Origin of the sequence: Pedobacter sp. BMA (assembly GCF_001027745.1) — a bacterium.
GTDB lineage: Bacteria > Bacteroidota > Bacteroidia > Sphingobacteriales > Sphingobacteriaceae > Pedobacter.
In genome coordinates, this window is sequence record NZ_LECU01000001.1 from 242409 (window position 1) to 256194 (window position 13786).

Genomic DNA, 13786 nt, shown 5'->3' on the forward strand with positions numbered 1-13786 from the left:
AACAAATGAATCTACTGCAACACTCCGTTTATAAAATGCCACGACAAGAAAGTTCCTGCGACGAGATCCTATCTTTGAACAATGGCTTGTTAACCAAAGTTTTTACCAACAGCCACCCTCATCCCACTTTTAGAAATCCTGTACGAACAGTTGGCTATGCTCTGCTCCTGATCACCAAAGGCAAGCTGAGCATCAATATCAACTTTGCCGCACAGACCCTGAACCAACGCGAGCTCCTGTTAATTGCGCCCAATTCTGTGTACGAGATAGTCGACAATAAAAGCGCCTCTATGATCTGTATTTTCTTTGACAAGAACTACCTGCTAAATCAGGGTGTTTTTTTCAACTATGGAGAAGTGTATAAAATGTCGCATGATAATCCTTCGTTTAAACTCACCTTAACCAAAGAGGATTATACCTTCATTTATTACGATATGCTGGGCCTGCATAAAAAGATGAATGCCCCCCAAAGTATTCCTCAAATGGAGAATATCACGCATAATAGTTTTCTGAAAATTATGTACGATATCTTCCTCGTTTACAACCGGAAAAGACAGTATAGCCCGGTAGTACATGACAGCAAAGCCGATCTAACGAACAGGTTTATCAATCTGGTAGCTGAAAACTTCAAAACCGAGCGTCAGGTCATCTATTATGCAAATGCCTTACGCATTACCGCACGCCACCTATCCCAGGTGGTTAAACAGGTCACCAACAGAACGGCCAGCGTAGTGATTGATGAGATGGTAGTTAAAGAAGCAAAGTTACTGCTTACCAGCCACCAAATGAATATCTCGGAGGTTGCCATTGAACTGAGTTTCTGTAATTCTTCTTTTTTTGGGAAGTACTTCAAAAAGCATACGGGTTTTAGCCCTTCTTCGTACAAGCTATCAAATAAGTTTGCGGTATAATCATCAGTCGTTGGTCTGTAGCTTCTAAAGCTATACTCATCCGGGTTTGACATATACACATGCATGAATCCCGAATTGTATGCACCTGTAGTTTTCGGGGCAGTGTAAGCGCAGTATCCCGGCACCTGTTACTGCATCATCCTGTAATACTTTTAACATTCTGGCATTCAACCTCCTATTATCCTTCATTTTTCTGAAAATACATGAAGAAATCATGAATTAATTTAAAATCTTCATAAAGCTCTTGCGCATACGTAACAAAGCTGTTATATTCGAATCATCAAACAAACTAACTAACTAAACATGCGAAAAGGTATTGTAACATATATCGATCCCGTATTTGGGCGAGGCACTATCGAAGATGAGAATGAACAGGATATTACCTTTCATTTGTCTAACAATGAGCATAATCTCCAACTGAACAGTGTGGTCAGTTTTGAAATTGCAATGGGCGCAGACGGACTTATCGCCAGTAATGTTACGCCAATGCGTCATGTGTGTGAGGTATCAAACACCTTTACCGCATTCCACCTCCTTTCCACTCACTAGTTATTCTATAAATTTCCAATCATCCTTTTAATTTCCACGTCCCATGAAACTTCAGAACCAAAGTTCGTTTTTGTCTCCGCTATTCAGCTATCTGGAACAATTTAATCCCATTAGCGAAAGCTATAAAAAAGCATTTGATGGAAGGGCTTTTGCCATGAATGTTAAAAAAAGCAAATACTTACTATCGCCTATTGATAACAACGAATGCCTTTACTTCATTTGCAGCGGGATTATAAGGGGTTTCATCAAACAGGGTGGAAAGGAAATTACCACCTGGTTTAGCTTTGGAAACGAGCTGATCGGTGCCATCAGACATCCGGATGGTGTATCAACTTATTCACCTGAATTCCTTCAGGCGCTGGAAGACTGTGAGGTAATTTGTATTCCCTATACGCTGATTGATAAATTATACGCAGAATTTCCGGAAGCGAGTGTCATTTCCAGACAGATTCTCGCACTCCAATACCATACTGCATCTCAAAGGGCATTATTGGCCAGACTTCCATCAGGAATTGACCGGTATCGCCATTTTCTGAATGATAAAAATATGGATATAGAGAAATTACCACTCCGCTGCGTAGCGAGTTACCTGGGCATGAGACAGGAAACTTTATCCAGGATCAGAAACAGAGAGGGGCAACAAATTAATCTGAAGATGAGAAAGGCCATGTGATGAATGATTGATTTTACATCTCAAATCATTATCCATACTTTTGCGCAAAATTTATTACACGCATGCAAGAAAATGACTTTGTTTCCATCTGGCTGGAAGAAACCGGAAACCCTGCTATTGAAGAAATCAACAGATTAAACATGGAACTCGCCGAAAAAACAGCAACACTAATTGAAGCAAAACACCTGTCAGCAAATGATCTGGCGATTTCTCTCGACATTAACCCTGACGAAATACAAAGGTGGCTCAATGGCCGTCAAGTATTCAGTTTCAAAGTGCTGGAAAATATTTCCAAAGAGTTAGCGGCTTTTTAACAATATTCCAATTGTTCACTGAGCGGAACAATATGGATTAAAGGTTGTTAACAGGATATGAAGATCCTGCTCACTGGTGCCACTGGCTATATTGGAAAAAGACTGCTTCCTGTGTTATTGGAAATGGGCCATCATGTTACATGCGTGGTACGCGATAAGGGACGACTGGATATTAAGGCATTCAAAGCCGAAATGGTCGACATTGTCGAAGCCGATCTGATGAAGCCTGAGACACTGCACAACGTGCCCAGCGACATCGACGCCGCCTATTACCTGGTGCATTCCATGAGTAAAAAAGGCAACTTCAGCGATACCGAATTAAAATCTGCCCGCAATTTTATAGCCTTTCTGGATACTACGAAGGCTGCACAACTCATATACCTTTCCGGAATTATCAACGAAAAAGAGCTAAGCAAGCATCTGGAAAGCAGGAAAGCCGTTGAAAACACTTTAAAAGAAGGCAAAACACCTTTAACCGTTTTACGTGCCGGAATCATCATCGGCTCTGGCAGTGCATCTTTCGAAATCATCCGCGACCTGGTAGAAAAACTTCCGGTCATGGTAGCGCCGAAATGGCTAAAAACCCGGTGTCAGCCTGTGGCAATCCGTAACGTGATTGAGTTTTTAACAGGCGTACTGAACAAGGAAGAGACCTATAACAGGCATTTCGACATCTACGGACCTGATTTATTGAATTACAAACAAATGCTTGAGCAGTTTGCAGAAGTAAGAAAGCTTCGGAGAAAAATCATCATTGTTCCGGTTTTCAGCCCAAAACTTTCTTCCTACTGGCTTTATTTCGTTACCTCCACCTCTTATCCCCTCGCCAAAAACCTGGTCGACAGCATGAAGGTAGATGTTATTCCGGAAAAAAACGATCTGCCAGAATTACTCAATATAGACCTCATTCCTTATAAAAAGGCCATCGCCATGGCCTTTGAAAAAATCGAACAGAACCTGGTGCTTTCCAGCTGGAACGACTCGGGAAATAATCGCATTTTTCAAAAGAGACTCTCCGAACATATTGCCGTTCCGGCCTTTGGCGTTTTAACCGACAAGCAGAAGATGCGGGCTAAAGAGCCTGATGAAGCACTGAACCGGATATTCTCTATTGGGGGGAGAAACGGCTGGTATTATGGCAACTGGCTGTGGGAGTTCAGGGGCTTTCTGGATAAACTTTTCGGAGGAGTAGGACTTAAACGCGGCAGGAAAAATGCTGCCGTGGTTTCTCCTGGTGATGCGCTCGATTTCTGGCGTGTGATTCTTTCTTCAAAGGAACAGAAGCGGCTATTGTTGTATGCAGAGATGAAGTTACCGGGCGAGGCCTGGCTCGAATTCCGGATAGATGAAAAGGGCTATGTACACCAAACTGCAACCTTCCGCCCCCTTGGACTGGCGGGCAGGCTGTACTGGATCGCCATGCTGCCCTTTCATTATTTTATATTCAGGGGCATGCTTTCTAAAATTGTGAAATCGCCGAATAAATCAAATTAATGTAATTTAGCATTGACCCATTTTTTTATGACTCGTACCATTATCTTAAAAGCAGTAATCTATTTCATCTTCGCTATTTTTTTTTCCAACGTCACAATCGCTACAGAAACACCAGTATCCAGATTAACCACAAAGATCAGACTTACACAGGGGCAGCTTCAAGGGACCAGACCCGAACGGGATGTACTCGCATACAAAGGTATACCCTATGCCGCAGCGCCAGTTGGTAATTTGAGATGGAGAGCCCCACAACCTGCACCGAAGTGGGACGGCGTCAGATCTGCTGATAAATTTGGTGCCCGTCCTATACAGGATTCCAATCTACTCTACGAATTCAGATCGGAGAAAGTGAGCGAAGACTGCCTCTTTCTTAACGTATGGACTTCAGCATCCTCGAATCAGGAGCGAAAACCTGTATATATTTATATCCATGGCGGTTCATTTATCCATGGAGACGGCTCGCAGGTGGCTTACGATGGAACCAGCATGGCGAAACAGGGAATCGTTTACGTATCCATTAATTACCGTCTTGGCGTTTTTGGCTTTATGTCGCACCCCGAACTGAGTAAAGAAACCACCTATGGCGGATCGGGAAATTACGGCCTTATGGATCAGCTGGCTGCAATAAAATGGGTAAAAGAAAACATAGCGGCCTTTGGCGGAGATCCCAATAGAATTACCGTTGGAGGAGAATCTGTTGGCGCCCAGTCGGTAAGCGCGTTGATGGCTTCGCCGCTTTCTAAAGGATTATTTTCAGGTGCGATTGCCGAAAGTGGCTCGCTGCTGGATTCAAAAGCGCTGGTTATTCCCCTTAAAAAATCTGAAGCCATGGGAACAGAAATCTCTCTCCAGGCTAAATCGCCTTCCGTAGCAGATCTTCGTACAATGAGCGCAATCACATTATTGAAGCTTGTTGAAAAAGGAAATCCTCGGCGCTTTAAACCAACAATTGATGGTTATTTTCTGGTTGAACGTCCGGAGGAAACTTTCAGAAAAGGATACCAAGCTAAAATTCCACTACTGATGGGCTGGAATGCCCAGGAAGTACCTGCCCTTGCCCTCTATCGTCTTCGTAAAATGAACGATAAAAACTATAAAAAGGCATTGAAAAAATTCTACGGCGATCACGCAGATGAAGTGCTGGCCCTGTACCCGTCAAGAAACAAGGCTGAATTGAAAAAATCATCAGGTGAAATGATGAGTGACCGGCTGATCAATTACAGCAGCTTTAAACTGGCGGAGCTCCATTCCACAAACCCCAATGTGTCGGTTTACCGCTACCTTTTTGCCCATCCCCATCCCGGACTTAATCCGCGAACCATTCGCGAGGGCAGCTTTCTGCAAATACTGATAAAAAAATTAATTAACAGTGCCATATCCGGAACATCTTTTCATGCTTCTGAAATTGAATATGCCTTGGGTAATCTGGATGTTCAGGACAATTATGCATGGCAAAAAGCCGACTACAGGGTATCTGAACAAATGCAGGGTTATTTTGTGAATTTCATCAAAACCGGAAATCCCAACAGCTCTGTACCTTCTGCAGCAAACGAGGTTGAGTGGCCACGCTATCGTGCTGAAGAGGGCAGAAAGCTCCTTAGAATACAGGAAGCCAGCGTAATTGAAACCGAGCAGCAAACCAAACGGTACGAGTTACTGGAGCGCCTGGGTAAAGAAGAATAATGGTTCATTGATCCTAAATTTCATCCACTTTATGATCGTTGCTATTATCTAATACTATCTTTTCGCAAATAACTTTTTCACATAGTCAATCATCGAGGTATTGGGTTTACCAGGGTTTTCTGGTCCGATTAAATAACCATATGGTTTTAATTCGGGATAGCTGTCGCAAATAATCTTGGCCATACCAAGTAACGGAACGGCCAGAATCATTCCGGCTATCCCCCAAACCAGTTCGCCGAGCACGATAGCCATAATGGTAAACAATGGATTGATATTTACTTGTTCACCAACCACTACCGGCTCCAGAATATACGTTTGAATAAACTGTACCAAAAAATAGGTGATCAGTACGCCCACGATCATTTTTGCATCGCCACCCTGCGCTACAACTGCAAGTACTGTTAAACCAGTACCCGTTAAATTTCCCACAAATGGAATAATCTCCAGCAACCCACAAAGCACGGCGAAGAAAATTGCACTCTCTACACCTACAATGCTGAAACCAATGCCATACATTACCCACAACATTCCGATCATTGCTGCAAGCCCACTCAGGTATTTTTGCGAAACCTTACCCGCCTGATGGATCACCAGTGAGGTATCTTCATTTTCTTTGCGGGGCACCAGTTTGAGGATAAAGTTTTTAATGTGACGCCTCATGGAGAGAAACAGAAACATGTATACCAAAACCAATATGGTGTTCACTAAAATCCCTACTATCCCCATCGCAAACGAAAGGATCATGCTGCTGGATTTACCTTTCGTATTCTGGTCGATTACTTTCTGCTGTGTATCTTTCTTTATTCCAATCGTCTCATTGATCCATTGTTTCAGCGACTCCAGCATCCTTACAAGCCGCTGTTCCATCGCGTCCAGATTATCTGCAAAACTTCCCAGCTGTATCGAAAGCAAGCCAATAATCAGACCGACTACCAGCACAAAAAGAAAAATACAAATCAAAGCAGATATATTTCTACTCAAACCTTTCCGTTCAAAGTAGCTGCACAATCTGATAAAAACCATTGATAGTACCGCAGCCAGAATAACCGGAATTAAAAAAGGTGATGCAAAATAAAGCCCCCCAAATGACAGGACGAACAGCAAAAGCGTATTAACAGATTGTGAAAGTTTTACCATATGATTAGGTAACACGCCTGGATGCCGAATGTTTAATATTGATGGAGTTTTTTTAGGTAGTTTTAATGATCTATCCGATAGAATATTATTTAATCAAAGCCTATTTCCTTTCATTATAAACTCCAAACTCTGCTATTGCCGGTGCTTCTTTGAAATCAGACAGGTTTACCCTGATTTTCTCGCACCAGACCCTTTCAAACCTAAAAATACTTACCTTTCTCTCCCCGGCTGCCTGCGCTTTAAGTGGCGACCATTTTCCATTGGCGAAATATTCGAGACTGTATTTAGCGCCCGACGCGTTACCTGCAGTAATGACAACCATATTGCAAGGCATGGCTTTTTCAAACTTCACTTCATACCAGGGAGCTTTCACCTCCGGATTCGAAGACCAGTTCGACCTGAAACTATCATCGTTGGCAAAATCCATTAAATTCATGTCATCGCTCCAGCTGCTATTGCTCACTACGTGCTTTGCAATATTGCTTGAAATGATTGGTGCCGAAAATGGTGGCAATTTTGACGGATTAGCAGAGCGCTTATAAAGCTTCCCCATTTCTTTCAGCGCGGCAAGTGCATTATCATCAATCAAACCATTTTTATTCGGGGCCACATTTAAGATGAAATTACAATAAGCACCATTATAAGGGATAATGAACTTATTCACCAGCTCATCTACATTTTTAACCGGAGTAGTCGGAAACGATGTTTTCCAGAACCAGTTTTGCTGTAAGGGCAAACAAGCCAATGCTGGCAGTTTGTTGCTTTCTTTTGAGATAAACTGACCTGCGCCCTGTTCATAAGATTTGATATCAGTATAAAAGAGTGCCTCAGTCGGATATTTTGCTGCATTCAAATCCATTACCAGACAATTTGGTTGCAAAGATTTAATCAGGTAATAAATGTCTTCAAATGGAACATCATCATAAGAAATTCTTGACCAGGGTGCATCCCATCCATCGATAATTAGAGCGGTAATTTCACCGTAGTTGGTTAGTAATTCTGTAATCTGATCTTTAATCAGTTTAATATGTGCAGGAGTAATCTGGTTTGGGCGGATGCCATTGTGCGTATCCAGTATGGAATAATATAACATCACTTTCAGTCCGTTTTTACGAAATGCATCTGCATACTCTTTCACCACGTCGCGTTTCAGCGGTGTATTCATCACGTTGTAACTGGTAGTTTTGGTATTCCAGATGGGAAAGCCACTATGGTGTTTGGTAGTTAAACAACCGTAAGTCATATTGGCCGACTTTGCTGCTTTTGCCCACTGATCTGCATCCAGCTTTGGCGATTGAAACAAGGATAGCGAAGCATCGGGATCAGACCAGTCCTGATCCATAAAAGTTGGCATCCCGTAATGGATAAACATTCCAAAACCCAAATTCACAAAATCCTGCTGCAAATCTGTTAGGTTTTTATTACCCACTGTTTGCTGGGCAGCACCACGCTCCCGCGAAATCAGTACTGTAAGAACAAGGAGTATGACTGCTAATTTTCTAATATTCATATTAATTCAATTTGTGTGGTATAAAGACTGTTTTAATAATTTATAATACTCAAAAATACTGCACACCTATCAACCATTTATCTAATGGAAACCTAATGAAAGCCTAACAGATACTTAACAAAATGAAATTTTGGAATAATAGCACTATTTTTAGGGGTAAATATGAAAGATCGCCTTTATAAATCCATCGTATTGATAAGCTTTCTCATATTGCTTTTTGTTCAGCTGAGATTAACTTATAATACCTATGTACTTCGCGACAGGGATTACCAGATTAAAGATAAAACCTTAATAAATGACGAATATGGCCGCAGCATTCCTGATGATAAGCTTTATCAGGGCGGAGGTAAGATTATAGACAGCATCTTATCCCGAAATATGGCTGGGCTAAAAGCAGCGTATGATGGCGATGGTAAAAACTTTAAAGCGCTGGCAGCAAAGGTAGCCGATACCTTACTCCTTCACCTGAAGGCGGAAAGTTCAATGGATAGTATTTTCAAATCTATTGTTGAAAGGAATAGCTTGGATCCACATCTGCAGTACCTGCTCACGTTCGAATCCTTTGAGATTATCTTCAATAAGAACAAGGGAAACGTTTTCCTTTTTAACCATAAAAGCAATAATGAAACTCTGCTTCCGTCAGCTAATCCCTTTGGTGTAATTATCGATGGAAAACTCGGCTTTCCGAATTTGCAAAACCGGGTAACCAACCTTTCGGTTAGCGGAACATTAATGTACGATTACCGCATTACATTCAATTTGTTTGTTGATGCCCCAGGCAGGCCATTAAAAGTTGCAATGCAAATGTTGCCCACTTTCCTCCTGGTAGCCTTGTGCATTGCGATCATTGTAGCCATCAATTATTACACCTACATTAACTGGATGCGGCAAAAGAAAGAAACCGAGGTGAAATCTGACTTCCTTAACAGCATTAAACATGAATTCAATACGCCGGTTACCACCATTTTAGTGGCCAGTAAAAGTCTGCATGAAGACGAAGTATTAAATGACCGCAACCGTGTAAAAGCATTAGTAAATATTGTAGAGCGCCAGGCCCTGCGTTTGCATTCACACATTAATCAAATGCTGGAGATCTCAGAAATTAGCAATAAAATTAATCTGGAGGAAACTGACCTGAATTATGCCGTACTTACCATTGTAAATGATTTTAAAATTAAGGTTCCTGAACCACATTCCATTACTTTTGATCCGCATCACAGCGAAATTTTATTAATGATTGATCCTTTTATGTTTACCACCATGCTGCAAAACATGCTCGATAATTCATTTAAACACAATCAAAATGCGGTGAAAAACACGTTTATCTTCCTCAGCGAAGAAAGTGATGATTTCGTTCTGCACATTAAAGATAACGGGAAGGGCATTGCAGCGGCTAACATATCTAAACTTTTTGATAAATTTTTTCGGGAAGAAAAGGATAAAACCGTACCTGGATTGGGTTTGGGACTGTACTACGTTAAGCAATCGGTAGATTTACATGGCTGGCGTATCGACGTAAAATCGGATATTGGAACCGGAACCGAATTTATGGTCTACATCCCCAAAGCGTCTGTTATCATTAATACAAACTGAAATCAACATGAAACACGATATCGTCATCATTGAAGATGAAGTAGATTTGGGCAATGTAGTTTCAGAATACCTGAAGTTGAGGGGATTCACTGTGCGCTGGTTTCAATCGGCCGCAGACACATTAGCGTATTATCAGCAACATCAACTTGATAATAAGCTGATGATCATTGATATCCAACTCCCTGACATGAATGGTTTTGACCTAAGTACCGAAATTGTAAAGCTAAATCCAAACCAGGCTTTTTTCTTTTTAACCGCGCACAATGAAAAGCATGACCGGATGAGGGGACTAAAAATTGGCGCCATCGATTATATCTCTAAACCATTTGAAATTGAGGAACTGGTCCTCCGCATCGGGAACATTATTAATAAATTCCCTAACACACCTATGGTTTCAAAAGCTATGGAAAGCGTTGTTACAATCGGCGACATCAGCTATCAGAAAGATCAGTTGTTTGTGCTTTTACCCGATGGCAAAGAAAGATCGTTAACTGTGCGAGAATCTGAGGTGCTCGATCATCTGTCTGCCAACATCAACCAGGTGGTGAAGAAAAAAGACCTGTTGATTGCATTATGGGGCAATGACGATTATTTTAATGGCAAAAGCCTGGAAGTGTTCATCTCCAGGTTAAGGCGACTTTTCAAAGCTTCCGGTCAGGTAAGCATCGAAAATGTTTATGGCCTGGGCTATATCCTGAAGGTGAAGTGAGTCTTAAATACGAACCAGGCACCTATTTTAGTTAGAAAGTTATTTTCTTTTACGCTAGTTAGGTGATAAGCACCTAATTATTAATTGCTATCGTAAACCAGGTTTAAATAGTGGCTGAGGGCATTTTTGCTTCAAAAAGCGGGTTTAGATGCCTTTAAACTGGGTATTATTTGGTTTTAGCCAAATAAGAACCAAGTGAAACCCAAATTATAACCAAGTAAGAACCCTGTTAATTATTACGCGAGGTTATCTTTCAGTACCTGATTACCCGAGACAAAATTTTGGTTTTATTAAGAAAGAACACCCTCTACCTGGTCGCTAAAAATCATAAACGTATTAAAAATCAGAATAGTCAGAAGGGTATAGAAATAATGTTATGTTTTTAGAAACATTATGCTGGTACTGTGGTAAGCCACTGATCTTTTTATACTCCGGGCCGAAAGCCGCCCAGTGTTTTTCTCTATCGGCCTTATTGTTAAAAGTTGTGAGATACATGAGGTTAGGCATTTTGCTGCCGGAAATGACCTGTCCGTAAAACACTGCATTAAAATCCAGCTTCGAAAAAATCTCAACTTCGTAATCATTAAACATCCCTATTTTATTGGCTGAAAGATTTTCTGTAGCGGCTTCGTAACTTCTCAACTCATAAACCCGTTCGTTTTTAGGTGCCGTCAGTTTTGGCAGTGAATACTCCGGCATAGCAGAAAAAGCCTTCAATAAAATAGATTCTATACGGGTATAAGGTGCATCATTATACGAAGCGCCTAAATAAAATTTACCGCTTTCGGCATATTGTTTATCCTGGCTTATCTTTATATTGATTTTATCCAAATCGGTTAATTTTTTAAGGGGGATAAAAACATAAATCAGCTTTTCCGAGGTATCCTGACTAATCGGTTTAAAAACGCCTACATCTTTTATGCCTGCTCTGTGGAGAGCCGGCAAATAAGCAGTTTTTAGATACGTATCAATCGTATTTTCCTGTGCAGCAGTTTTTAAATGATATACTTTAATTTGATAATAAAATGCTGGCCTGGCAACAGTAGTGTAGGCTGATAAAACGATCAAAGTAACAGCGGAAAGAAGTATTTTAGTGCAAAAAGATTTCACAATATATTGATTTAATTTAAACTCACTATTTGTACCCCCTCGGCCCCACAGGTCTCACCAGAATAAATGAACACACAAGATGTTGAGATTGTTGTTGACTCCAAGATCAAACTTATTATTCTATTCAACCTCTCCCCCGGATATGCCTTCTAAAAACCAGCCAGATTCATAATCGAACGACCTCCGTTCCGTTCCGGATTCATTAACCACATCGGATGTGAAATCGTGCGCAATTAATTTTTCTGCTTCCAGTACTTGTTTGGCTAAAAGCGCATATTGAGCAAGGTCAAGCCCGTCCCTAATAACGAAAAAAGGAATTCCATTCTCCGTCAGTTTTTCCTCAACTAGTCCTGCTTCAAATTCTTTTCTGATTGCAATCTTATCTGTGGCGCTATTATTATCCTGGTTTATCATAATGCTGATGTAAAAAAATACTGTTTCAATTTTTATGCCTCTTCAGCGGCCTTATAATTTATTTCATTACCTGCAATATCAGAAAGCTTGCTGTCTGCTAGTTTTTCTTCAGATAATGTTTTTTCCAGGATGTCTGCTACTTCTGTAAGTCCGAGGGTTGTTGCCAACTGAAAAAGTCCATTATAAGAGGCTATTTCATAATGTTCTACTTTTTGTGAGGCCAGTATGATCCCGGCATCGCGTGTTGCCGTTCCTGGTTCGGTTTCCTCAATTATTCCTTCTCCCTCCTTTGTCAGCCCCTCCATCGCATCACATTTTTTGGCTATGGGTTTCTCTCTAAGAAGCGTAAAGATTTCTTCTATCCTGGTCACGTGATCTTTAGTTTCAACAAGATGAGATTCTATTGCAGCGACAAGTTCAGGTGAGGTTGCTGCAGAAATCATTTTAGGAAGTGATTTGACCAAATGGTTTTCTGCCCAATATAAATCACGAATACCATCCGCGAAAAGTTCCTGAAGTGGTGATGAATCTTCTTTATTCAATTTGGTGCTTAATTTCGGTGCAGTGCCGCTTTCCTCTTTTTTCATGTGGTGTAGTGTTAGGTATAAGTTTGTAGATAACCTTATAGAAGGATGATTGGTTTTGCTTTTTTACTTTTAAAGTTTAGTATTATTTGCTTTTTACCGATTCGTCAGTTAATTTTAAGTATCAATTGCTGATAAGGTAAATAAGCACCAGGTGCACCCACACTCCTTATAACCTGGCAACAATATCCCAATCACCCTTTTTTGATTAAGATCAATAACTGATTTGCAGCTATGTGCTCAAAGATTAGCGTTGATCATTTTTAATGGATTAATTAGTGCCTTACGCTAAACCATGACTGAATTAAACATTTGGTTACGATTAACGCCACCTTATGAATAAATAATATGAGCTTTAAATCTTTTATTGCGGATTAGGTAATGTTAGCCTGGCGCGTGCCGCTGGGGTAGCTGCATATATCCCCAAACTGATCATCAAAGATCAATTATGCAAAGTAATTAGGGATGTGTATCGCCGTGGTAAAACGAATATTGGGGAAATTACATAATTTTTTTGCTCATATTCTTTCTGAACCCTAGATAACAAATGGAAAGGATAATAAAGTATGGCAACCCATAAAGGACTCCTGGCCAGGCCTCATCCCACATTGCAAATAGTGATAATAATAAAAATATTGCAGGCAAAAGAAAAAAACTAAGCGCGCTCCAGAGTGAGTTTTCCCGGATGTTTTGATTAAGATTAAAAAAAACAGACAGTGTGCCCAGGAAAAGATAAAGGTTAAATCCGATCGCAATGCCGTAAGGTAAATTTTTCATATCTGAATCGGCCGTACCAATGATCTGGGCAGATTGCAGAATAAATACACCCGTTAAACTAACAAGTGTAGAAATAAAGAAACAGACAAGAATAATTTTAAGAAATTTCATCAGCTCAATAATTAATTAATATCTGGCGAACGCACAATCATTGTAAATTGTTTGATGTTTTCGGGGATGGTCCTATATTAAAGCCGAATGGATTTACTACAAAAGCTTTTAACCGGCAAATTTCATTCCGTCAACATTCAACGGCGCTTAGAGAACTCAATAAAGTATTTGGTTTATTTATAAACTTTAATCGGCTAGATTGGTTCATAAATATATT

The 13786-nt window shown here is 40.6% G+C and carries 14 protein-coding genes; 8 read left to right on the plus strand and 6 right to left on the minus strand.

The annotated features are described in order from the left end of the window. Positions 1 to 5 precede the first annotated feature (5 nt). From AB669_RS21360 to AB669_RS00990, 6 genes are all read left to right on the plus strand, one after another. The gene (locus AB669_RS21360; RefSeq protein WP_082120551.1) at positions 6 to 911 is read left to right on the plus strand and encodes a helix-turn-helix domain-containing protein; all 906 of its coding nucleotides are present in this window, start codon (positions 6 to 8) and stop codon (positions 909 to 911) included. A gap of 303 nt (positions 912 to 1214) precedes the next feature. Continuing rightward, positions 1215 to 1460 carry a cold shock domain-containing protein gene (locus tag AB669_RS00970; RefSeq protein WP_047797407.1) on the plus strand — a complete coding sequence of 82 codons (246 nt, stop codon included), beginning with the start codon at positions 1215 to 1217 and terminating at the stop codon, positions 1458 to 1460. 43 nt (positions 1461 to 1503) lie between these two features. After that, on the plus strand, positions 1504 to 2133 hold the full coding sequence (locus tag AB669_RS00975; protein ID WP_047797408.1) for a Crp/Fnr family transcriptional regulator: 630 nt from the start codon (positions 1504 to 1506) through the stop codon (positions 2131 to 2133). 62 nt (positions 2134 to 2195) lie between these two features. After that, on the plus strand, positions 2196 to 2447 hold the full coding sequence (locus tag AB669_RS00980) for a helix-turn-helix transcriptional regulator (protein WP_047797409.1): 252 nt from the start codon (positions 2196 to 2198) through the stop codon (positions 2445 to 2447). 57 nt (positions 2448 to 2504) lie between these two features. After that, on the plus strand, positions 2505 to 3941 hold the full coding sequence (locus tag AB669_RS00985) for an SDR family oxidoreductase (protein ID WP_047797410.1): 1437 nt from the start codon (positions 2505 to 2507) through the stop codon (positions 3939 to 3941). 27 nt (positions 3942 to 3968) lie between these two features. After that, the gene (locus AB669_RS00990; protein ID WP_053058194.1) at positions 3969 to 5624 is read left to right on the plus strand and encodes a carboxylesterase/lipase family protein; all 1656 of its coding nucleotides are present in this window, start codon (positions 3969 to 3971) and stop codon (positions 5622 to 5624) included. Positions 5625 to 5678: 54 nt separating this feature from the next. Here AB669_RS00990 and AB669_RS00995 read toward each other — a convergent pair whose 3' ends face one another. Both AB669_RS00995 and AB669_RS01000 read right to left on the minus strand, forming a co-directional pair. After that, positions 5679 to 6761: an AI-2E family transporter gene (locus AB669_RS00995; protein WP_047797411.1), complete on the minus strand. Its 1083-nt coding sequence runs from the start codon at positions 6759 to 6761 to the stop codon at positions 5679 to 5681. A 100-nt stretch (positions 6762 to 6861) separates the two neighbouring features. Beyond that, positions 6862 to 8271: an alpha-L-fucosidase gene (locus tag AB669_RS01000; RefSeq protein ID WP_053058195.1), complete on the minus strand. Its 1410-nt coding sequence runs from the start codon at positions 8269 to 8271 to the stop codon at positions 6862 to 6864. Between the two features lie 162 nt (positions 8272 to 8433). On the opposite strand from AB669_RS01000, the gene AB669_RS01005 reads away from it, so the two are divergent. Together AB669_RS01005 and AB669_RS01010 are read left to right on the plus strand one after the other, a co-directional pair. Then, positions 8434 to 9864 (plus strand): sensor histidine kinase KdpD, encoded by a 1431-nt coding sequence (locus AB669_RS01005; RefSeq protein WP_047797412.1) that lies wholly within the window; start codon positions 8434 to 8436, stop codon positions 9862 to 9864. A 7-nt stretch (positions 9865 to 9871) separates the two neighbouring features. Further along, positions 9872 to 10573: a response regulator transcription factor gene (locus tag AB669_RS01010; RefSeq protein ID WP_047797413.1), complete on the plus strand. Its 702-nt coding sequence runs from the start codon at positions 9872 to 9874 to the stop codon at positions 10571 to 10573. Positions 10574 to 10909: 336 nt separating this feature from the next. Here the strand turns inward: AB669_RS01010 and AB669_RS01015 are convergent, their stop codons facing one another. The 4 genes from AB669_RS01015 to AB669_RS01030 all read right to left on the minus strand — a co-directional run bounded on the left by AB669_RS01015 (position 10910) and on the right by AB669_RS01030 (position 13569). Further along, positions 10910 to 11683, minus strand: a complete 774-nt coding sequence (locus AB669_RS01015; RefSeq protein ID WP_053058196.1) for an NIPSNAP family protein — start codon at positions 11681 to 11683, stop codon at positions 10910 to 10912. Positions 11684 to 11803: 120 nt separating this feature from the next. Continuing rightward, positions 11804 to 12097, minus strand: a complete 294-nt coding sequence (locus tag AB669_RS01020) for a hypothetical protein (protein WP_047797415.1) — start codon at positions 12095 to 12097, stop codon at positions 11804 to 11806. Between the two features lie 32 nt (positions 12098 to 12129). Beyond that, on the minus strand, positions 12130 to 12684 hold the full coding sequence (locus AB669_RS01025; protein ID WP_047797416.1) for a ferritin-like domain-containing protein: 555 nt from the start codon (positions 12682 to 12684) through the stop codon (positions 12130 to 12132). A 498-nt stretch (positions 12685 to 13182) separates the two neighbouring features. Further along, positions 13183 to 13569: a hypothetical protein gene (locus AB669_RS01030; RefSeq protein ID WP_047797417.1), complete on the minus strand. Its 387-nt coding sequence runs from the start codon at positions 13567 to 13569 to the stop codon at positions 13183 to 13185. Positions 13570 to 13786: the final 217 nt, after the last annotated feature.